The following is a 22,252-nucleotide window of genomic DNA, read 5'->3' as shown; positions in this document are numbered from 1 at the left end:
ACGGGGGATTTCTGAAAATCCCCCGTCCCCAATTAATGAGCGAGAAATGCGCCGATCCCCAGTGCGCCGGGGCCAACGTGGCAGCCGATGCTCATGGTGAGGGGCGCGGCGAAGAGTTCCAGGTCCGGGAAACAGCTGGTCAGCTCGTCCCGGAAGTAGGAAAGTTTTTCTTCGTCGGAAAATGTAGTGGCCATGCCGATTTTTAACTGGCGGTGTTCATAAGTGCCGCCAAATCTTGTGCGGATGTCTTTTTCCAAAGCTTTGCACATGGTTTTGAAGGCGGTTTTGATTCCGCGGGTTTTCGCGCAGGCGTCCAGTTTGTCCCCCTGGATGGTAAGGACCGGCTTCAGGTTGAGGACGGTGCCGACGGCTGCGGCTGCCGGCGTGATGCGGCCGCCTTTTTTCAGATATTCCAGGGTGTCGACCGCGATGTAGATCGTGGCGTCCAGGCTTTCTTTTTCCAGGATTTCTTTGATCTTGCTTCCGCTATTGCAGGTTTTGGCAAGGATCCTGGCGTCGTAAACAGACTGGGCCTGAGTGACGGAAATCCGGTGATTGTCTACCACGTGCACCCTGCCTGCAAATTCTTCGTCCCGGGCCAGTACGGCCGCGGTCTGGCAGGTGTTGCTTAAACCGCTGGACATGGGGATGAAGACGACTTCATCGTGGGTCTTTAGAAGAGACCGCCACATGTCGATCACTGCAGCCGGGGACGGCTGGGAAGTGGTGGCTGATACGCCGCGGGTCAGTTTTTCATAGAATTCTTCAGTTGTAATATCGTATCCTTCATAATACGTGCGTTCATCAATGAGGATCGGCATCGGGATCACATGGATGCCGGCTTTTTCTCCTTCAGCGGGCATGATGCCGCTGTTGCTGTCTGTCATGATCGCGATTTCTGACATTTCTTATCCCCTCTCTAACTCTGATATTTCGTGTTTCCAGGCATAAAAAAATATGGATAAAATGATTACTTTACAGGTTGCCTGTTATTTTAACAGGTGTTAAAATTATAGCAGACTGAAGTACGAACCTCAAGAAACAATAACGGGAATATGTAAGCTAATTATACAGACAGGAGAAAGTGTAAGGAAATGGAAGACAAGCGGATCCGGAAAACGAAAAAGACGCTGAAAACCACATTGATCAAGATGCTCAAAGAGGAGACGTTTGACCAGGTGTCTATCACAGAGCTTTGTAAGAACGCGGACATCAGCAGGATTACTTTTTATTCGCATTACAGTGATAAATTTGCCCTGGTGGACGACATTTTTGCCGATATGCAGGAGATCGGCTATGCGGATTACCGGCGAAGGCAGCAGGAGTATAATCCCTCCGGCAGCGTAGTGCAGGGGTATGTCAATGTGCTGGACACCATCCTGGATCTTTATTATGCCAGGTTTGATTTTTTCCGGCATACTGACCCGGAGAAGAATCCGTACCTTGCCTTTGCCTTTTATAATATCGTGCTGGACACTGTGGAGCAGCACACCAGCCATATCGAACAGCGGAACCTGAAACTGAAGTATTCGGCCCGGAAGATCGCAGGATTTGTCTGTTTCGGGCTTCTTGGATTTATCAATGAGTGCCATCAGGAAAAAACGCCGCTGGAGCAGATCCGGGGGGAATGCAGGGCGCTGCTTACCGATATCCTGCGTTCCGATGTGGTGGTAGGAGAAGGCGAAGAACAGAAGGATTCTGGAAAATGATTCCGGGAAATTGTAAAATGCAGGACAGGATGTTAGAATGAGAAAAGTCAGGAGTGGAAACGAAGGATTTCTATGAAGAAAAAGGAATTGGATTATTTTACAATTGACGGCGGTGTAGGCGGCAATCAGGACTGGTTCCAGAATGTGGTCATGTATATGGGAGGCTGCGCGGCGGCCACGGCCTGTGACTGCTGTATCGATCTGGCCCGGAGAAAAGGCATGACGAATCTCTATCCCTTTGATCCGCAGAATCTGACCAGAGAGGAATACGTCCGGTTTGCCATGCGGATGAAGCCTTATCTGAAGCCCAGAGTGGGCGGGGTAAGTAAGCTGTGGATGTTTACGGAAGGGTTTGGCCGGTATCTCCAGGACGCTGGCGAGAAAAAACTCCGGCTTCAGGAGTTTTCCGGGGAGCGGAGCGCCCGGGAGGCAGAAACCTTTATCCGGCAGCAGATTGACAGCGGATTTCCGGTGCCTTATCTGATGCTGAAACACAAGAAGACCTGTTATAAAGACTTTACCTGGCACTGGTTTTTGTGCTATGGATACGAGGAGACAAAAGAAGGCTTCCGGATCACGGTTGCCACCTATGGGGAAGCGTCCAGCTTTCTGCTGGAAGATCTGTGGGAGACCGGATACGAGGAAAAAGGCGGATTGATCGGCATTTCCCTTTCGTGAGTGGAAGGAAAACCGGCGGTCCATCAGGGAATAAAGAAAGTGGGGTATTTTCATGGAAAATACGTCTGAACATCAAATAAAACAGATTACCCTGGGCGTTCTGGCCCATGTAGATGCGGGGAAGACCACGCTGTCGGAGGCCCTGCTCTATCTTTGCGGCCGGATCAGGAAGCCGGGCCGGGTGGACAATCAGGATGCCTATCTGGATACTTATGAACTGGAGAAAAAAAGAGGGATCACCATTTTCTCCAAGCAGGCGCTGATGCAGTGGGAGGATATTAGGATCACCCTCCTGGATACGCCGGGGCATGTGGACTTTTCGGCGGAGATGGAGCGGGTGCTGCAGGTGCTGGATTACGCAATCCTGGTGATCAGCGGGGCTGACGGAGTCCAGGGACATACCCGGACGCTGTGGAAGCTTCTGGAGCGGTATCAGATCCCTGTTTTTCTGTTCGTCAATAAGATGGATCAGCCGGGAACGGACCGGGAAGAGCGGATGCGGGAACTGAAAAGCCAGCTGGACAGCGGCTGCGTGGATTTTGGAGACGGGGCAGGGCCTGCGGCCGGAGAAGCCAGAGAGCAGTTTCTGGAGGAGCTGGCGCTCTGTGATGAGGAGGTCATGGAGCATTACCTGGAACATGGAACCGTAGAGAGAGAAGAGATCTGCCGGATGACGGCAGAGAGGAAAGTATTTCCCTGCTTCTTTGGTTCGGCTCTGAAGATCGAGGGTGTGGCGGAACTCTTAAATGGACTGGCCGCCTATTCCCGGGAGCCGGATTGTCCGGAAGCATTTGGAGCCAAAGTCTTTAAGATCTCCAGGGACAGTCAGGGGAACCGGCTGACTCATGTAAAGATCACCGGCGGCAGACTAAGAGTCAAGGAACTGCTTGCAGGAACCGGAAGGGATGAAACACCCTGGGAAGAAAAGATCGACCAGATCCGCCTGTATTCCGGGGAAAAGTACGAGATGCTCCAGGAGGCAAGGGCGGGCAGCGTCTGCGCCTTGACGGGGCTTTCCTCTACCTGGCCGGGAGAAGGGCTGGGCGAGGAAACAGATACGGAAGATCCGTATCTGGAACCGGTGCTGGAGTATAAGCTGGAACTGCCGGAAGGGACGGACATCCACCGGATGCTTCAGAATATGCGGTGCCTGGAAGAAGAGGAACCCATGCTGCGCGTGGTCTGGGAAGAAGAACTGGGCGAGATCTATGTGCGGCTGATGGGCGAGGTGCAGATCGAGATCTTAAGAAGCCTGATCCTGGACCGGTTTGGCGTAGAAGTAAACTTTGATACCGGCCGGGTGGTCTATAAAGAGACGATTTTGAATACGGTGGAAGGAGTGGGGCATTATGAGCCTCTGCGCCATTATGCGGAAGTCCATCTTCTGCTGGAGCCGGGAGAGCGGGGCAGTGGCCTTCGCTTTGCCAGCGTCTGCAGCGAGGACCAGTTAAGCCTGAACTGGCAGCGGCTGATCCTGACCCATCTGGGAGAGAAGGTCCACAGGGGCGTGCTGACCGGGTCCGCCATTACAGATATGAAGATCACGCTGACGGCAGGAAAAGCGCATCTGAAACATACCGAGGGCGGAGACTTCCGGCAGGCCACTTACCGGGCTGTCCGCCAGGGACTGATGCAGGCGGACAGCATCCTTCTGGAACCTTATTATGAATTTTATCTGGAGGTTCCTGTGGAAATGACGGGCCGTGCGCTGACAGATATCCAGAACATGGGCGGCGAATGTGAGCCCCCTGTGCAGGAGAAGGAAATGACGGTCCTTAAGGGCCGGGCGCCGGTGGCGGCCATGCGGGACTATGCAAGGGAAACAGCTGCCTACACCAGAGGAAGAGGACACCTGACCTGTACCTTCCGGGGTTATGATGTGTGCCGCAGCCAGGAGGAAGTCCTTGCGCGGATCGGGTATGAACCGGACCGGGATGAAGAAAATCCTTCCGGATCCATTTTCTGTTCCCACGGCGCGGGATATTTTGTGCCCTGGCAGGAAGTGCCGGATCACATGCATCTGCCTGCGTACCAGAAGCAGCAAAGGCAGGCGGAAGAGACGGCCGCGACCCGGAGAAAGGAGACACAGGCCGTCTGGGGAGAAGACGAGAAAGAGCTGGAAGAAATTTTCATCCGCACCTACGGGAAAGTGGAGCGCAGGAACCAGGAAGGATGGAAGCGAAGAGTCGCCGCGCCTGCGGAAGAGAAGGAAAAGAAAAAACGTCCGGTTCAGACAGAGTATCTTCTGGTAGACGGCTATAATGTGATCTTTGCCTGGGAAGACTTAAAAGAACTGGCAAAAGTCAATATCTCCGGAGCACGCCACAAGCTGATGGACATTCTCTGCAATTATCAGGGATATAAGGGCTGCCAGGTGATCCTGGTCTACGACGCCTATCAGGTAGAGGGCGAGCAGATGGAGATCATGAAGTACCACAATATCCATGTGGTCTATACGAAGGAAGCGGAGACGGCGGATCAGTATATCGAAAAGGTGGTCCATGAGATCGGGCGGAAATATCACGTAACAGTGGTAACTTCCGACGGCGTGGAGCAGGTGGTGACGCTGGGACAGGGCGGCACCCTGATCTCAGCCAGAGAATTTGAAGAAGATATTAAGATCATGCGCCGGCAGCTCAGGGAAGAATATCTGGAGAAGCATGGCAGCAGCCGGAATTACCTGTTCGACCATATGGATGAAGACCTGGCGGGGCACATGGAAGATATCCGCCTGGGCAGGACCGATCTGGAAGAATAATTCACGGTATTTTCACAAAAGAATTACACTGTATTTACGAAGAGGCAGTATAATGAGTGGGAAGTTTTGAGAAGAAAAGAAAGGCTGACAAAGGAAGAGAGAAGACATGGAAAATAAGAAGATGACGAAACTGGAAAAATACTGGATCTTATACGATGTGGGCAACTCTGCATTTACCTTGCTGGTGTCCACGATCATTCCGATCTATTTTAACGCGCTTGCCGGAAATGCGGGCATTTCCGAGGTGGATTATCTGGCGTACTGGGGATATGCGGCGTCTATTTCCACCATCATTGTGGCGCTCCTTGGCCCCACTGTGGGATCCATCGCTGATACCAGAAATTATAAGAAGCCGCTATTTGTGCTGTTTATGGCTGTCGGCGTGATCGGCTGCGCCGCCTTGTCTGTTCCCGGTTCCTGGCTGGTATTCCTGGTGGTATTTGTGATCGCAAAAGTGGGTTACAATGCCAGCCTGATCTTCTATGACTCCATGCTGGTGGATGTGACCACGCCGGAGCGCATGGATAAGGTATCTTCCAACGGCTATGCCTGGGGATATATCGGAAGCTGTGTCCCCTTTATCCTTTCTCTGGTGTTCGTGCTGATGTATGAAAGCTTCGGCATGACCATGAATACGGCTATGATGCTGGCTTTCTTTATCAACGCGGCCTGGTGGGTGCTGATGACGGTTCCCCTGCTTCGCAATTACAGGCAGAAGAATTATGCGGAGACGCCTAAGCATCCGGTACGGGACAGTTTCCGAAGACTGGGTCACACCATAAGAGATATCAGAAAAGAGAAGAAAGTCTTTTTATATCTTCTTGCCTTTTTCTTCTTTATCGATGGTGTTTACACGATCATTGAGATGGCTACCGCCTATGGAAGCGCGCTGGGGCTGGATACCACCGGACTTTTGCTGGCGCTTCTGGTGACACAGATCGTTGCATTTCCCTGTGCTCTTATTTTTTCGGTATTTTCCAGAAAATATGAGACAGCCAGCCTGATCAAAGTCTGCATCCTGGCATATACGGGAATCGCATTGTTTGCGATCCAGCTGGATAAGCAGTGGGAATTCTGGTTCCTGGCGGTTATGGTGGGAATGTTCCAGGGCGCGATCCAGGCTCTGGCCCGGTCTTATTTCGCCAAGATCATTCCGGCGGAAAAGTCGGGAGAATACTTTGGGATCTATGATATCTGCGGCAAGGGGGCGTCCTTTATGGGAACGACCCTGGTAGGTGTGGTGGCGCAGATCACAGGCGTGGCAAATGCGGGGGTAGGCATTATCGCCGTGATGTTTGTGATCGGCTATGTATTGTTTCATAAAGCCGCCAGGGTGGAATCGTAAGGCCGTTTGTGTTAGAATGATTTCGCAGCAGGATGTTTTTGGACAGAAAGGGGAGTATAGACATGCCAGCATTTTATGCACATGACAGATTTGGGAAAAAAGTAGCGGAAAAATTACCGGTTTCACTGAAAAAGACGATCAAAAGCCATTCCCGGCAGTACCGGATCGGACTGCAGGGACCGGACCTGTTCTTTTTCTATCAGGCCTACCGGCCAAACCGGGTGAGTAAATACGGAAACCATTTACATGAGATCTCTGCTCTGCCTTTTTTTGAGCATGCCGTGAAAGTGGTGCGGAAAAAAGGGGCCGCAAGCCGGGAATATGCGTATCTGATGGGCTTTGTCTGCCATTTTATCCTGGACAGCGAATGCCATCCTTATGTGGAGTCTTATATTGAGAAAAGTGGCGTGCAGCATCTGGAGATCGAAGAAGAGTTTGAAAAGAAGCTGATGCGGATGGACGGAAAGGATCCCTTTTCCTATCCGCTGGCAAGGCTGGTGCCGGTAGACATTGCCACGGCGGACGCCATCTGGCCGTTCTATGACAATATCAGCCGGAAAACGGTGATGCAGTCCTTAAGGGATCTGCGTCTGATCAAGCAGATCTTTACCGCTCCGGGCGCTGTAAAGTACAAAATGGTCAATACAGGGTTAAAACTGAGCGGACATTATGCGGATATGAAGGGGCTTATGAATCAGCGCCGGGACAATCCGAAATGTGAGGAGAGCAATGAAGAGCTGATGCGGCGCTTTGACGAGGCGGCGGATCTGGCGGCCAGGATGATCATCAGTCTGGATGAAAGCATCTGGTCCAGAAAGGAGCTGGATGAAAGATTTGATCGGACATTTTCATAAGAAAAATGAAAAAAGGATACATTTTCATAGAATGTCAGGGCTGTGTCTTCTGGCCCTTTCCTTTGTGTTCGGGGGAACCGGATGCGGGGCGGAAGAATTATTTTATCAGGAGATCCCGTCCGTATCCGCGGCAGAGATGGAACTGGGAGAGATCCCGGAGTATCAGGGAACGCCTTATGTGGAAGTGGAGAACGGGGAACCGGATTTTACAGAGGAAGAATTGACGGAAGAATCCTATGAAAGCTATGGAGGCCTTGATATGCTGGGCCGGTGTACCGAAGTGGAAGCCTGCGTCGGTACGGATCTGATGCCCACGGAGAAAAGAGGAAATATCAGCGAAGTGAAGCCAAGCGGCTGGCAGTCGGTCCAGTATGAGAATGTAGAGGGAGGTTCTCTTTACAACCGCTGCCATCTGATCGGCTATCAGCTGACTGCGGAAAATGCCAATGAGCGGAATCTGATCACAGGAACCCGCTATATGAATACAGAAGGGATGCTGCCGTTTGAAAATGAAGTGGCAGAGTATGTAAAGGAAACGGACAACCATGTGATGTACCGGGTGACGCCTGTGTTTGAAGGAAGAAACCTGGTGGCTTCCGGCGTCTGGATGGAGGCGATGTCTGTAGAGGATGACGGACAGGGGGTATCCTTTAATGTATATGTCTACAATGTGCAGCCGGGGATCGAGATCGATTATCAGACCGGAGACAGCATAGAAGCATCCCGGGCGGACGACTGGGACAAGGAAAAGAAAGAAGAGGATTCCTCTTATGTTGAACCGGATCCGTCGGTGACTTACGTGCTGAATACCAATACGCATAAGTTTCATCGTCCGGATTGTGCCAGCGTAAAAGATATGAATTCCTGGAACCGGGAAGATTATAAAGGAACCAGGGAAGAACTGGTGCAGGAAGGATATGAGCCCTGCGGAGCCTGCAGCCCGTAGGATCAGAGGTTCAAAAATAAATATTATGTCAGGAGCAGCCGGCTCAATCTGGCCACTTTGGTGGCGGATTGAGCCGGCTGTTCTTTTAAGAAATCAGTGCGAGCATATGCCTGAGACTGAATTTCTTTTCTTTTTTCAGCATTTTTTCCAACATGTCTTTGTTGAGGTCGGAGTGTTCCAGTTCCCGGGCAAACCGTCCGGCGGTTTTCCGCAGGCACTCCAGGCTGACGTCCGGGATCTTGTCGGTTCCGGCGGCTGCCCAGATGCATTCGGCACGGAAGAGTTCACGGATCAGGACGACACAGACAAAGGAGAATTTCATTTTTCCCCATGCGTCACCATCGTAGACAGCGCCGGCAAAATAGGTGAATAGGAAGTAGATCATCAGTTGTTCGGTGATGATATCTGTAAAGGTCTGCCGGAAAGCCGCGTCTGCATGGTCCGTATGAGTGCCGGCATCACTGCCGGTGCGGGCCTGGCGGTCAGCGTTATACTGGAATACGGCTTCTTCTGCTTTTTTCCGGAAGATGGTAAAGCCGGGGCGCAGGACCTCCAGATGATCCAGGATCTCAAACAGATTCTTAAGGGTCTCATCCCGTAGAGAGGCGACAAAGGTTTCTTTTCCGTTCAGTCTGCGTTGGAACCAGTCCCAGACGCCGGGAGAACGGTAACGGTCGAAAAGATCGTCGCAGTCGAACAGGGCGTCGCGATGGATACATACCTGCAGGTCGTGAGCCAGAGCAAGAGAAACGGCCAGACGAAGTTCGACCGGCCGGCTGCGGTCCTGCAGGATATGAAATATGAGGGCGCGCGCATCGGTCAGTTTGGTGAACAAAAGATAATCAAAGTCAGGCTCATTTTCTTCTTTGTCATTCTTTTTGTGGAGAAAGCGGACGGGCTCCTGGCATTCCAGGATCAGCCTTGCCGCAGCCGGACAGGAAAGAGACAGGGAAATCTCCCGCAGTCCCTCAAATTCTTCGATGTGTCTTGGATAGGTCCGGCAGGTCCGGCAAAAAGCCTTTTCTCCGCCGCCTTCTGTGTAGAGATCACACAGATTTTCTTCATTTAAAAAGGCGCAGCGTCCGTTGTATTGCCGGAAGCAGCTTTCCTCCCAGTCGATCTCATTGTGGAGACGGGCGCCAAGAGGCCCTTCCGTCTTCCGGTACTTTTTCAGGGAAACCGGATCGATCTGGATCTGCCACCCTGCGCAGCAGGTGTCCGGGCAGTCCCCGGAAAGACAGGTAAATTTCTTATAATAGTGCGGAACTGTATATTGCATATTTCCTCCATTCATAACAGTCATAGTAACATTATAGCGGTTAATCTTGCTTCGCACAATCTTGTTTCACAGAATTTCCACAGTTTCAACACATTTTCACTACATAAATTTCAAACTTTTTGCTTATATTGGTAGCATCGGCGGCCCGCCTGCCCCGCGGGTCCACACATGAATTTTATATAATAGGAGGAATGAAAGTGATAGAAGTAAAACATCTGACCAAACGCTACGGGAAGCACCTGGCGGTCGACGACTTGAGTTTTACGGTGGAAAAGGGCCAGATCTATGGATTTCTGGGACCAAACGGCGCGGGAAAGTCCACTACCATGAACATTATGACCGGATATCTGGGAGCCACAAAGGGAGAAGTCCTGATCGATGGACATGATATCTTAAAGGAGCCGGAACAGGCCAAAAAATGTATCGGCTATCTGCCGGAGCAGCCGCCGGTCTATCCGGATATGACGGTAGAAGAGTATCTGAAATTTGCGGCCGGGTTAAAGCAGATTTCCGGAGAAGAACGGGAAATACAGATCGAAAAGGTGATGGGGCTTACGAAACTCGGGGAAGTGAGAAACCGGCTCATCGCCAACCTTTCCAAAGGCTATAAGCAGCGCGTGGGGCTGGCACAGGCAGTTTTAGGATTTCCTGAGATCATCATCCTGGATGAACCTACGGTGGGCCTCGATCCGAAGCAGATCATAGAGATCCGGGAGCTGATCCGCAGGCTTGCCAAAGAGCATACGGTCATCTTAAGTTCTCATATCCTGGCGGAGATCCGGGAGGTCTGCGATTACATACTGATCATTGCGAAGGGGAAACTGGTAGCCAGTGATACGCCTGAGAACCTGGAAAATGCCATGAGCGGCGCGGGTCATGTGGAGATTGAAGTGCGCCGGGGAAAAGAAGAGGTGGCGGCCCTTTTAAATCACATGGCTTCCGTGAAAAAGGCAGAGTACACCCTGGAGGAAGACGGGACTTTGAGAGTCCAGATCGAAGCCAGGGACGGCAAAGACATCCGGGAAGAGATCTTCCAGGCATTTGCGGATCACCGGATGCCCCTGCAGACACTCAAACTGAACAAGTCGACACTGGAAGAGATCTTCCTGGAGTTGACGCAGAAATAAACGGGGAGGATGCACAACAATGAAAGCAATCTATAAACGAGAACTCAACTCTTATTTCCACACCATGATCGGCTATGTGTTCATTGCGTTCCTGGTGGCCTATACAGGGATTTACTTTATGGCATACAACTTAAATTACGGATATCCTTATTTTTCCTATGTTCTTTCCGGCGTGCTCTTCGTGCTGCTGATCGCAGTACCTGTGCTCACTATGCGCAGTTTTGCGGAGGAACGGAAGAATAAAACGGACCAGCTGCTTCTGACATCGCCGGTGAGCGTGGGAAGGATCGTTCTGGGAAAATATCTTGCCATGGTGACGATCCTGGCAGTGCCCTGTGTGATCTATCTGATCTTTCCTCTGATCATTAAGGCCCAGGGGACCGCATATATCCTGACAGACTATCTGTCGATCCTGCTGTTTTTCCTGCTGGGATGTGTCTATATTTCCATTGGACTTTTTCTCTCTTCTTTAACAGAGAGTACCATTATTGCGGCGATCAGTACAGTAGGGATCCTGGTGGCCCTCTATCTGTGGAGCGGCATCCTGGAATTTCTGCCCGCAGGCGCCGGCGCAAATGCCGTCGGGATTGTCCTGATCCTGTCGCTTCTGGTGCTGGGGCTCTGGCAGATGACAAAGAACTGGCTTTTTAGTGCGGCGGCAGAAGTGCTGGCGGCGGCCGGGACCCTTGCCGTATATCTCATCAAACCGGAACTGTTTGAAAATCTGCTCTCTGAGATTCTCGGGAAACTGGAATTAACGGAATATCTGACTTCTATTACGCAGAACAGTTACCTGGATCTTGGGGGGATCATCCTGTATCTGTCGCTGATCGTTATTTTTCTGTTCCTGACCGTGCAGATGATCCAGAAAAGACGTTGGAGTTAGGAGGGCATCATGAAAGGAAAAGTCAAAACATTCGTTCAAAATACAGGTTCTGCCTGGAAAAAAGGAAGCTACAGTGTGGGAATGATCGTACTGGTGATCGCGATCGCCGTTCTGGTGAACATGATCGCTGCCAGGCTGCCCGAAGAGGTGCGGCATCTGGATATCAGCGACAACCGGATCTATGAGATATCCGATACCAGCCGGGAGCTCCTGAAAAATCTGGATCAGGACGTAACTTTTACCGTGTTTGCGGAAAAATCCAGTACTGACGACAGGATCAAGACCTTTCTGGAGAAATATACGTCCCTGACCGGCCGGATCAAGCTGGAGTGGGTCGATCCTGTGCTCCATCCGTCGGAATTAACAGAAAATGGAGTGGATTCAGATACGATCCTGGTGACCGGAAAGGAGACGGGGAAAACCACGACCATCGCTTTTTCCGATATCCTGGTGACAGACGAGTATTCTTATTACACTACGGGATCCACTGCGGCTACGGAATTTGACGGAGACGGACAGCTGACCAGCGCGGTGAACTTTGTGACCACGGACGACCAGAAGAAGGTCTATGTTACCACCGGGCACGGGGAGTCTGCATTTTCCGGTTCGGTCAGCGATCTGCTGAAAAAGAACAATATGACAGAGGAAGAACTCAACCTTCTGATGGCAGGAGAGATTCCCGAGGACTGCGATCTATTATTCCTGTATTCGCCGGTTACGGATCTTTCAGAGGAGGAAGTTTCCCTTCTTAAAGATTACATTGCTCACGGCGGGAAGGTTTACATCACCCTTTCTTCGGAAAGCAGCGACGCAACGCCGAATCTGGACGGCCTGTTAAAAGCCTACGGCATGACGCGGGCAGACGGGTATATTGCGGATATGAGCCGCAACTACCAGGGCAATTATTATTATATATTTCCGGAGATCAGCGCCTATGACGGGCTGACAGACGGCCTGTCTTCCAATATGGTCCTGCTGATCAACGCGCATGGTATGACCATTACCGATCCGGAGGCAGACACCATTTCCGTTTCTTCGTTCCTGGATACTTCCGAACAGGGCTATGCGGTGACAGAGGAAAACCAGACCGAAGGCACGTACAGCCTGGGCGCGGTGGCTACCCAGACCCTGTCGGCAGAGGATACGGAAGAAGAAGCTGACGCAGAAGATTCGGACGCAACCGACGCAGAGGATGACGCAGAAGACGAAGAACTGGAAGAAGGGAGGCTCACTGTTCTGGCGGCAGACAGCCTGATCAACGCGCAGGTGACGGATTCCTTTACGACCCTGGAAAACCTGGATCTCTTTATGAACACCATATCGTCTAATTTTGACGATATGCAAAATGTAGCGATCGAGGCCAAGAGTCTGGAGATTACCTACAATACCATGCAGCACGCAGGACTGATCAGTGTCGGCCTGATTCTGGGACTTCCGCTGGTTATCCTGGTGTTTGGATTTGTCCGCTGGTGGAAGAGGCGGAAAGCATAAAAAGAAAAAGGAGGAAACGGTGTGAAGGAAAAGAAAATGTTGATCCTGCTTCTTGCGGCTTTTGTGGCGCTGGCAGGGTGCTATGTGGGCATTGAGTTCTGGAATGCAGAAAAGGAGGAGCAGGAAAAGGCAGAAGAAGAGGCTGCCAAAATCTATCTGACCGGGGAAGAGTCGTTGACTGCGGTTTCCTACGCAAGCGGGGAGAGCCGGATGGGGTTTGTAAAAGAAGACGGAACCTGGTATGACGAGGACGACAGGGAAATTCCGCTGTCCCAGGACGTAGTGGAAAATTTCGCGGACGCCGTCGGATCGCTCTGTGCAGAGCGGGAACTGGAAGATCCGGACGATGTGGCGGATTACGGACTGGACAGCCCGTCCTATACGGTTGCCTACACCACGGAGGCTGGCGAAGAGGGAGAAGTCTATATCGGAAATCAGGCGGAAGATGATTATTATGCCATGGTCAAAGGATCGGATAAGATCTATACCATAACGGCAGACCTGCCGGGGCGGCTGGACTTTGACCTGTCCGGATATATCCAGAATGATACCGTTCCTTCCATCAGCAGCGGGAATCTGCAGAAAGTAGAGATTACAGAAAATGGTTCTACGGTCGCCTATGAAGAGGAAGAGGATTTAAGCGAGCTGGCAGGCGGGTGGGGGACCTTGAGCCTGGCCGCGCCAAAGGACTATCATGTGACAGAAGAGACACTTGCGGATTACGGACTTGACGAAGCGTCCAGAACAACGGCTGTGGCGGAATATGAGGATACGGACAGCGGGGAAAAGGAAACATTTACCGTATACCTGGGAAGCACGGATTCTGACGGAAACCGGTATGTCATGGTAAAGGATTCTGTGCTTGTATACACCATCAGTCAGAGCGTGGCGGAAAATATGCTGACAGTGGATGAAACCACAGAGGAGGCGGAAGAGTAGAGAAATTTTTGCAGGATCCTTCTTTTTTCGGAAATGTTTTGTGTTATAATACTTTCAGAAATACGGTTCAGACCGGCAACTCAAAAGGAGGACTCAAGATGAAGAAAGAAGTATTGGATTTTGTAGTGGAAAAATCAAAGGAACTGATGACAGCGCCGACCTGCAGCCAGGAGGCAAGAGACGCGGCAGTGGAAGCCATTCTGTCGAAGAAAGCAGAGATGCTGTAGGATACTAGAAAGAAAAGAGAGCAGAGGATTATGAAATTATTTCAGGAAAAGACAGAAGTATGCCAGTATCAGAGCGCGGAGGAGTTTGTGCGGGAGTTTCAGATCGGGGAAGGGGACTTTATCCTTGCCGGGAAATCGGTGTTTGAAGCACATTTTCAGAACGTAAGATCCTCCGGCGCGGAGGTACATTTTAAAAGTGAATATGGACAGGGAGAGCCGACCGATCTGATGGTGGATGCATTGTTAAAAGATTTCCGCCAGACAGACTGTGGCCGGATCATTGCCATCGGAGGCGGCGCGGTGATTGACATGGCCAAGATCCTGGTGCTGGACGGGGAGGCGAAAGCTTCCGAATATTATCAGAAACAGGTGCCTGTGAAGAAGGTGCGGACCCTGGTGGCCGTGCCCACCACCTGCGGGGCCGGATCCGAGGTGTCCAATGTGTCGATCGCAGAGCTGACACAGCTGCAGACCAAGCTAGGCCTTGCCTGTGAGGAAATGTATCCGGATCAGGCGGTACTGATCCCGGAGCTTCTGGGAGAACTGCCGTGGCATTTCTTTGTAACCAGCGCGATCGATGCGCTGATCCATGCCATCGAATCCTATGTATCGCCAAGAAGCACATTATATACACGCATGTTTGCAAAAGAAGCAATGGAAATCCTCCTCAAAGGATTCTGTACACTGGCGGAAAAAGGACCGGACAGCCGGCAGGAACTCTTTGAAGACTTTCTGGCGGCCAGCGATATGGCAGGGATCTCCTTTGCCAATGCGGGAACCGGAGCGGTGCACGCCATGTCCTATCCATTAAGCGGCGTGTATCATGTAACACACGGAGAAGCCAACTATCAGTTCCTGACCGCCGTATTCCAGGCTTATCAGGAGGCGGATCCGGACGGAGGGATCCGGGAACTCAACCAGTTTCTTGCAGGAATCCTCTCCTGCGGCGCGGATCAGGTCTATGGAGAGATCGAAAAACTGCTGGGCGGGCTGATCCAGCGGAAGCCACTGCGCGAATATGGCATGAAAGAAGAAGAGATCCGTAGCTTTGCCGAAAGCGTGGAGCAGTCCCAGCAGCGGCTGCTGAACCAGAGCTATGTGAAATTCGGCGCAGATGAGATGGAAAAAATCTACCGGAAATTGTATTAACGGAGGGATGGCTTATGAGGATGAAGGTCAGGAATAAAGCGGCATTTACCGATGCAGAAGATGTCCTGGAGCGGGAGAACCGACAGGTTTCCTACGAGGCTGCGCTGGAAGGCATCGTGCTGCTGGAAAATGACGGCGTGCTGCCGCTTGCGCCCGGAAAAGTGGCTCTTTACGGAGCAGGAGCGGGTATGACGATCAAAGGCGGAACCGGATCCGGAGAAGTGAAGGAGCGCCATGTAATCTCTATCCTGGAGGGGATGGAAGAAGCAGGATTTACGGTGACTACCAAATCCTGGATCGACGGGTATGCCCGGGAATACCGGGAAGGTGAGGAGGCGTATGCGGCTGAGTTCCGGAAAAGACTGTTAAAATCCGGCGGCCTTGACGTAGTGAACTTTATGAGTCACCCTTACCAGTATCCGTTTGGACAGCCGGTGACGCAAAAAGATGTGGAGGCTTCCGACACAGACACCTGCATCTACGTGGTGGCCAGACAGGCGGGCGAAGGCGCAGACCGGAAGCTTGACCGTATGGAATACCGGATTTCTGACGTGGAAAAAGAAAACATTGCCATGTGCGCAGCAAATTATGAAAAGATGATCGTGGTGATCAACGTGGGATCGGTATTTGACATGAATTTCCTGGATGAGATCCCCGGCATCCGCGCAGTGGTATATTATGCCCAGCAGGGAATGATGGGAGGCCGGGCATTTGCCGATCTGATCAGTGGAAAAGCGTCGCCGTCCGGCAAGACTGTGGATACCTGGCCAAAGCATTATGAAGATCTTCCCGGGGCCGGGGATTACAGTTATCTGAATGGAAATGTGGATGAAGAATACTACCGCGAGGGTATCTATGTGGGCTACCGGTATTTTGATACTTTTGAAGTGGAACCCCGGTATCCCTTTGGGTATGGTCTTTCTTATACGACATTTTCCATTGAGAAGAAAAATGTGGATGTGGCGGGAACAAAGGTGCGGATCAGCGCAGAGGTAAAAAATACCGGCGGGACATATGCGGGAAAAGAAGTTGTCCAGGTATATGTCAGCTGTCCGCAAACAGGGATGGAAAAGGAATATCAGAAGCTTGCCGCATTTGCTAAGACCAAGGTGCTGCATCCGGGGGAATCGCAGGAGATCTGTCTGGAGTTTGATCTGCAGGATCTGGCTTCCTATCGGGAAAAAGATGCTGCTTATGTACTGGAAGCAGGAGACTATATCGTGCGGCTCGGAGACTCCAGCCGAAATACATTTCCGGCAGCAGTCGTGGAACTTCGCCGTACAATGATCACTGCATTTTGCACGAATATCTGTCAGAGAGGGCAGAAGGTGAAAGAAATTGTGCCGCCACCAGTCAGGGACACTGCGGAGCATCCAGATGAAGATCTGGAAAGATTCATCCTGGAGGAAGATGCAGTTATAGCAAAAACCTGTGATTATGAAGAACCAGAGGCAGCGTTTTCTCCTGAGGTAGAAGAGCTTCTGGATCAGCTCTCACCTGAGGAAATGTGCAGCCTGGTGGCAGGTATCGGACAGACCGGAGGGAAACGGTTCTTTGACGCGCCGGGTTCCGCCGGATACACGACCTCAGAGCTGCTGGAAAAAGGCATTCCCAATGTCTGTCTGGCTGACGGCCCGGCAGGCTTGCGCCTTCAGAAGGTTTCTACGGTTACGAGACGGGGAAAGATCAAGGGCGTGGAGCCTTATATCGCCATCATGGGTTATCTCCCGAAGACGATGAAAAAATTCATGCTGGGAAATCCGCAAAAACAGCCCTGTATTTACCAGTTTACGACTTCCTTTCCGGTAGGCCTTGCCCTGGCGCAGTCCTGGAATGCTTCCCTGGTGGAGAAAGTCGGCGCTGCGGTAGGAAAGGAAATGGAGAAATACGGCGTTACCTACTGGCTGGCGCCGGGTATGAATATTCACAGAAATCCGCTGTGCGGGCGGAATTTTGAGTATTATTCCGAAGATCCTGTGCTCACTGGAAAGATGGCGGCAGCCATGAGCCGGGGCGTGCAGTCCAGACGGGGATGCTTCGTGACGATCAAACATTTTTGCTGCAATAATCAGGAAGAGAACCGGAACCGGACTAATGCCAATGTGAATGAACGGGCGCTTCGGGAGATTTATCTGAAAGGATTTGAAATCGCGGTAAAAGAAGGCGGAGCGAAAGCTGTAATGACCAGTTATAATAAAGTGAATGGAACGTATGTCAATAACAGCTATGATCTGGTGACCCGGGTTCTGCGAAGAGAATGGGGATTTGAAGGCCTTGTGATGACAGACTGGTATGCGACAGGAAAGGGCCTGGGAGATCACTGCAAAGCGATCGAGATCGGCAATGATCTTTTGATGCCGGGCGGCGGCAATGTTGTAAGAGAATTGCGCAAAGGAGTCAAAGACGGAAGACTGGATGTGCAGGATCTTTACCGATGTGCGGGAAATGTGCTGACCGGAGTTTTAAATTCCAGAATTTACCAGGCGTTCCGGAAGATGAGAAAATAGAAGAATAAAAAAGAAAAGAAGAGGCGTTTCTTACGCCTCTTCTACAAACATATCTTTACCTACGCCGCAGACCGGGCAAACCCAATCCTCCGGAATATCCTCGAACGCAGTTCCGGGAGCGATTCCGTTATCCGGATCGCCGATTTCCGGATCATATACATATCCACATGGTTCACAAACATATTTTTTCATGCTTTGGTCCTCCTGTCTTTTAATCTCTTTTTATTATACCAGTAAGCAGGTTTGTTTGCAAATATTGTTTCTGGAATCGGAGGAAGAATTATCTTATGGATTTTTATGAGAGAGCAAAAATGATCTGTGAAAACATCCCCAGAGGACGCGTGGCCACTTACGGGCAGATCGCCCTTTTGTGCGGAAAACCCCGGAATGCAAGGCAGGTGGGGTATGCGCTGAATAAAGGACGGCTGGGCGACGTGCCTGCGTACCGGGTGGTGTCGGGGAGCGGGGTTCTAAGCGGCGCCGCTGCCTTTGAAACATATGACATGCAAAAAATCCTGCTGGAAGCGGAAGGGGTAGAAGTTAAACGGACAAAAAAGGGATGGAAAACGGACCTCAAACGGTTTGGCTGGAGAACGACCCTGGAGGAAGCAGAAAGCTTTCAGGAGATGTTTCAAAAGAAAAATATTTGATTTATATTTTACATTCATTTAACGGAAATCCCGTGGCTTGTGCCGCGGGATTTTTGTACACTTGTATTTGTAATAAAATGCCCGAAGTGCAGAGTAAGAAGAGACTTATGGCATGTATGGCATCATTCATAAGAGATTAGAAAAGCAGGTGTACAGATGAAAAACAGTGTGTATATGAACCGGGAGTTGTCCTGGCTGAAGTTTAACGAGAGAGTGCTTGAGGAGGCGGAAAGCCAGACGGTCCCTCTTTGCGAGAGACTGTCGTTTGCCTCGATCTACCAGACGAATCTGGATGAATTTTTTATGGTCCGGGTGGGATCGCTGGTGGACCAGCTGCTGGTGTCCAAAGATATCCGGGACAATAAGACCAAAATGACTCCAAAGGAGCAGATTTCCGCGATCCTTTCCCAGGTGGCAAAGCTGAACCGAAGGAAAGATTCGGTATACAGCGACCTGATGGAACAGATCGAAGAGTACGGCATTAAACTGGTAAATTTCCGGAAAATTGACAAAAAAGGGACGGAATATCTGGAGCGGTATTTTGATTCGGAGATCGCGCCGCTGATCTCTCCGACTGTAGTGGGCAAGCGGCAGCCGTTTCCATTTCTCCGGAACCGGGAGATCTACGCGGTGGTTGTGCTTCAGAGGAAAAACGGAAAAGAAAAACTGGGGCTGATCCCCTGCGGGGGCAGTGTGTTCCCAAGGCTCATAGAAGTGCCGGGGCAGGACGGTACTTATATGCTTTCCGAAGAACTGATCCTTCACTTTATCCCCAAAGCATTTCCGGGGTATTTTGTGAAGGCAAAATCATTGATCCGTGTGACCAGAAATGCGGACATCGATGCGGACGCTCTCTATGACGAGGATCTGGATTACCGGGAATTTATGGTGGAGGTCATCAAAAAGAGAAAACGTCTGGCGCCGGTCAGACTGGAACTTTCCAGAGAACTGGACGGGGATATCGTAGATACGCTCTGCGATTATCTTGGCGTAAATAAAAAATATGTATTTCGCGGCGAGTGCCCGCTGGATCTGTCCTTTGTATTTCAGATCCAGGATATGCTGCGGAATATTCCGGAGTTGTTTTATGAGAAGCGGGTGCCCCAGAAATCTGCGCAGTTCCAGAGCGAGATGCCGATCCTGCAGCAGATAGAAGAAAAAGATAAACTGTTGTCCTATCCGTTTGAAAGTATCCGGCCGTTCCTGAATATGCTCCGGGAGGCTGCCAATGATGACAGTGTTGTTTCTATTAAAATGACGCTCTACCGGGTGGCGAGACAGAGCAAGGTGGTAGAGGCGCTAATCGAGGCGGCAGAAAACGGAAAAGAAGTTCTTGTGCTGGTAGAGCTGAAGGCCAGATTTGACGAGGAAAATAATATCGAGTGGTCCAGGCGGCTGGAAAATGCAGGCTGCCATGTGATCTATGGGCTGGACGGATATAAGGTCCATTCCAAGCTGTGTCTGATCACCAGAAAGAAAGAGGGCCAGGTCGAATATATTACCCAGATCGGGACCGGTAATTATAATGAAAAAACAGCCCGTCTCTATACGGATCTGTCTGTCATGACCTGCAACCCGCAGATCGGGCAGGAGGCTGCGGCTGTGTTCCAGGCGCTTGCCATGGGCGAAGTGGTGGAAGAGACGGAGACGCTGCTGGTTGCTCCGAAATGTCTGCAGAATCAGGTGCTGGATATGATCGATGAAGAGATCGCGCATGCCAGAAATGGCGAACCTGCTTATGTGGGCGTAAAGATCAATTCTCTGACAGATAAGCGGATCATGGACCGGCTGATCGATGCTTCCCAGGCAGGAGTGAAAATCGAAATGGTGGTGCGCGGCATCTGCTGTCTGGTCCCGGGTGTGGAAGGCATGACAGAAAATATCCGGATCATCAGCATTGTGGGAAGATTTCTGGAACATTCCCGGATCTATATTTTTGGAACCGGGGAACGGGAAAAGATTTATATTGCATCCGCTGACTTTATGACCAGAAATACCATCCGCCGGGTGGAGGTTGCGGCGCCCATTTTAGATGGCGATCTGAAAAAGCGGTTAAAGGAAATGTTCCACGCGATGCTGAATGATAACCAGCAGGCGCGGGAGCTGCTGAACACAGGAGAATATGTGCGTATCAGAAATGATAAGACGCCGCTGAATTCTCAGGAATTATTTTATGAGCAGGCGTATGAACAGAATCTGCCGAAAGAGAGGTCCTAAACGTGCTCATCCTTGCGCTTGGAGAAGTTCTGGAAAAAATTGAAGAAGAGCAGGTGCTGGAAGAAGAACGTCCGGCGGTGATCATTACGGATTTTAAGCATGCCGGGGAGGCAATGGGGCTGGCGGGGATGCTCTATGAGGGGGAACTGAACTTAAGCCCGAAGGATATTGGATTTTGTAAGCTGGAGGCGCAGCAGGAGTGTCTGGCGGGGTCGCTTTGTATTCCTAAGCTTTTGGATGTGCTGGGAAGCCGGTACCGGATGCTGTTTTTTATCAACCAGAAACATATCGTGATTGTGGACGATGATGATTTTGCCAGACGTCTGATCGTCAGGATCCGCAGGAGTAAGATCAATCAGGGCGATACCAGGGAGCATTTCCTGTATAATTTTATCGGGCAGTTTATGAGCCGGGATCTGGAACTGCTGGGACGATATGAGCGCCGGATCATGCATATGGAAGAAAATGTGGCGGACGGCAAAACGGAAGGATTTCAAAATGAGATCGGGCCGATCCGCAGGGAACTGCTGACACTTAGGGGCTACTACGACGAATTGATGGATATGGGCAAAGATCTGGAAGAGAATGAAAATGGATTCTTCGCCAGGAAGCAGTTGAAATATTTTGGAACCATCGCGGACAGGGCGGACCGCCTCATGGGCAGAACGGCGTACCTTCTGGAATATGCCCAGCAGGTGCGGGACGCTTATCAGACGCAGGCAGATGCAGTACAGAATAAAAATATGCAGTTCCTGACGGTAGTATCCACTATTTTCTTCCCGCTGACCCTGATCACAGGCTGGTATGGCATGAACTTTCAGAATATGCCAGAGCTCAGGCAGGGGTATCCAGGCGTGATCCTCTTAAGCCTTGTTGTCGTGGCGGGGTGCATCCTCTTCTTTAAAAAGAAGCACATGCTGTGAACAGCTCGCGATGCAGAAAGGTTCACGCGCGAGCGACTAAAAAGTCTGAAAACAATTGACATAATAACCGAAAAGAATTACAATTATAGTAATCAAAAAGCGGAAAGGAGTGTCAGTTATGTCAGGTTATTGGATTCAGATTTTAATTTTTACTGTGGCGCTGCTCTTTTTCTGCTGGCTGCTTTTAGAATACTGGTATTACAGAAAAGAAAAAAATCCGGAAAGCAGATTGTATCTGGCGTCAAAAGCAGCATTTGCATTTGTCCATTTCTGGAAAGCAGTGGACAGTGCAAAAGAAATCCCGGAGGATACCATCAAAGATCAGGCGGGACATTATACTCAGGGAGAGGAATATGCAGGAAGCACAGCCACACCGATGCTGGAAAACGCAGGAAAAGAGTTCCGTGCGATAGGACGTAAAAAAATATTCCGCCGTCAGATGTAAAATGCACATGTAATTCACAATAGAAAAGATGCCGGGGCGCCCCACAGGTCAAAGAACAGATCTGGGGGCGCTCCTTTTAGTTGATAAATGAGGGCGGTAAATGGGGGGATGGGGGGTAAATG

At 50.8% G+C, this 22,252-nt stretch carries 20 protein-coding genes; 17 read left to right on the top strand and 3 right to left on the bottom strand.

From position 1 onward, the window contains the following. Nucleotides 1–32: 32 nt before the first annotated feature. A complete protein-coding gene (locus tag H6A13_RS09195; RefSeq protein WP_204909298.1) occupies nt 33–905 on the bottom strand; it encodes a DegV family protein in 873 nt (290 codons plus the stop codon). A 189-nt stretch (nt 906–1,094) separates the two neighbouring features. On the opposite strand from H6A13_RS09195, the gene H6A13_RS09190 reads away from it, so the two are divergent. The 6 genes from H6A13_RS09190 to H6A13_RS09165 all read left to right on the top strand — a co-directional run bounded on the left by H6A13_RS09190 (nt 1,095) and on the right by H6A13_RS09165 (nt 8,290). Continuing rightward, nucleotides 1,095–1,709, top strand: a complete 615-nt coding sequence (locus tag H6A13_RS09190) for a TetR/AcrR family transcriptional regulator (protein ID WP_204909297.1) — start codon at nt 1,095–1,097, stop codon at nt 1,707–1,709. Between the two features lie 72 nt (nt 1,710–1,781). After that, entirely contained in the window at nt 1,782–2,387 is a 606-nt protein-coding gene (locus H6A13_RS09185) for a cysteine peptidase family C39 domain-containing protein (RefSeq protein ID WP_204909296.1), read from the top strand. Nucleotides 2,388–2,439: 52 nt separating this feature from the next. Then, on the top strand, nt 2,440–5,145 hold the full coding sequence (locus H6A13_RS09180) for a translation factor GTPase family protein (RefSeq protein WP_204909295.1): 2,706 nt from the start codon (nt 2,440–2,442) through the stop codon (nt 5,143–5,145). Nucleotides 5,146–5,251: 106 nt separating this feature from the next. Then, nucleotides 5,252–6,490 carry an MFS transporter gene (locus H6A13_RS09175; protein ID WP_204909294.1) on the top strand — a complete coding sequence of 413 codons (1,239 nt, stop codon included), beginning with the start codon at nt 5,252–5,254 and terminating at the stop codon, nt 6,488–6,490. A 62-nt stretch (nt 6,491–6,552) separates the two neighbouring features. Next, nucleotides 6,553–7,344, top strand: a complete 792-nt coding sequence (locus H6A13_RS09170; RefSeq protein ID WP_204909293.1) for a zinc dependent phospholipase C family protein — start codon at nt 6,553–6,555, stop codon at nt 7,342–7,344. Between the two features lie 136 nt (nt 7,345–7,480). Continuing rightward, complete coding sequence (locus H6A13_RS09165; protein WP_420827227.1) at nt 7,481–8,290, top strand: DNA/RNA non-specific endonuclease; 810 nt, start codon at nt 7,481–7,483, stop codon at nt 8,288–8,290. Nucleotides 8,291–8,375: 85 nt separating this feature from the next. On the opposite strand, the gene fliB is transcribed toward H6A13_RS09165, so the two are convergent. Then, nucleotides 8,376–9,569, bottom strand: coding sequence for a flagellin lysine-N-methylase (fliB, locus tag H6A13_RS09160; RefSeq protein ID WP_204909292.1), 1,194 nt, complete (start codon nt 9,567–9,569; stop codon nt 8,376–8,378). Between the two features lie 197 nt (nt 9,570–9,766). On the opposite strand from fliB, the gene H6A13_RS09155 reads away from it, so the two are divergent. The 7 genes from H6A13_RS09155 (at nt 9,767) to H6A13_RS09125 (ending at nt 17,895) form a co-directional block, all read left to right on the top strand. Then, complete coding sequence (locus tag H6A13_RS09155; RefSeq protein WP_420827226.1) at nt 9,767–10,696, top strand: ABC transporter ATP-binding protein; 930 nt, start codon at nt 9,767–9,769, stop codon at nt 10,694–10,696. A gap of 19 nt (nt 10,697–10,715) precedes the next feature. Then, complete coding sequence (locus H6A13_RS09150; protein WP_204909290.1) at nt 10,716–11,582, top strand: ABC transporter permease; 867 nt, start codon at nt 10,716–10,718, stop codon at nt 11,580–11,582. A gap of 9 nt (nt 11,583–11,591) precedes the next feature. Then, nucleotides 11,592–13,073, top strand: a complete 1,482-nt coding sequence (locus H6A13_RS09145) for a GldG family protein (protein ID WP_204909289.1) — start codon at nt 11,592–11,594, stop codon at nt 13,071–13,073. Between the two features lie 21 nt (nt 13,074–13,094). Then, nucleotides 13,095–14,012, top strand: coding sequence for a DUF4340 domain-containing protein (locus tag H6A13_RS09140; protein WP_204909288.1), 918 nt, complete (start codon nt 13,095–13,097; stop codon nt 14,010–14,012). 98 nt (nt 14,013–14,110) lie between these two features. Then, nucleotides 14,111–14,239, top strand: a complete 129-nt coding sequence (locus tag H6A13_RS13440; protein ID WP_275553028.1) for a hypothetical protein — start codon at nt 14,111–14,113, stop codon at nt 14,237–14,239. Between the two features lie 30 nt (nt 14,240–14,269). Continuing rightward, on the top strand, nt 14,270–15,388 hold the full coding sequence (locus tag H6A13_RS09130) for a 4-hydroxybutyrate dehydrogenase (protein ID WP_204909287.1): 1,119 nt from the start codon (nt 14,270–14,272) through the stop codon (nt 15,386–15,388). A 14-nt stretch (nt 15,389–15,402) separates the two neighbouring features. Next, nucleotides 15,403–17,895 carry a glycoside hydrolase family 3 protein gene (locus H6A13_RS09125; protein WP_204909286.1) on the top strand — a complete coding sequence of 831 codons (2,493 nt, stop codon included), beginning with the start codon at nt 15,403–15,405 and terminating at the stop codon, nt 17,893–17,895. Nucleotides 17,896–17,925: 30 nt separating this feature from the next. Here H6A13_RS09125 and rd read toward each other — a convergent pair whose 3' ends face one another. Next, nucleotides 17,926–18,087, bottom strand: coding sequence for a rubredoxin (gene rd / locus H6A13_RS09120; protein WP_204909285.1), 162 nt, complete (start codon nt 18,085–18,087; stop codon nt 17,926–17,928). 95 nt (nt 18,088–18,182) lie between these two features. Between rd and H6A13_RS09115 the strand changes: the two genes are divergently transcribed. From H6A13_RS09115 to H6A13_RS09100, 4 genes are all read left to right on the top strand, one after another. Further along, nucleotides 18,183–18,545 carry an MGMT family protein gene (locus H6A13_RS09115; RefSeq protein ID WP_204909284.1) on the top strand — a complete coding sequence of 121 codons (363 nt, stop codon included), beginning with the start codon at nt 18,183–18,185 and terminating at the stop codon, nt 18,543–18,545. Between the two features lie 156 nt (nt 18,546–18,701). Then, nucleotides 18,702–20,762, top strand: coding sequence for a polyphosphate kinase 1 (ppk1, locus tag H6A13_RS09110; RefSeq protein ID WP_204909283.1), 2,061 nt, complete (start codon nt 18,702–18,704; stop codon nt 20,760–20,762). Between the two features lie 2 nt (nt 20,763–20,764). Beyond that, nucleotides 20,765–21,685, top strand: a complete 921-nt coding sequence (locus H6A13_RS09105) for a CorA family divalent cation transporter (protein ID WP_204909282.1) — start codon at nt 20,765–20,767, stop codon at nt 21,683–21,685. Between the two features lie 118 nt (nt 21,686–21,803). Continuing rightward, nucleotides 21,804–22,130, top strand: a complete 327-nt coding sequence (locus H6A13_RS09100; RefSeq protein WP_204909281.1) for a hypothetical protein — start codon at nt 21,804–21,806, stop codon at nt 22,128–22,130. Nucleotides 22,131–22,252: the final 122 nt, after the last annotated feature.

It is taken from the genome of Mordavella massiliensis, from assembly GCF_016902415.1.
In the GTDB taxonomy this organism is placed as follows: domain Bacteria; phylum Bacillota; class Clostridia; order Lachnospirales; family Lachnospiraceae; genus Merdimonas; species Merdimonas faecigallinarum.
The sequence above is the reverse complement of the archived record's forward strand: the minus strand, read 5'-3'. Positions and strand labels throughout refer to the sequence as shown.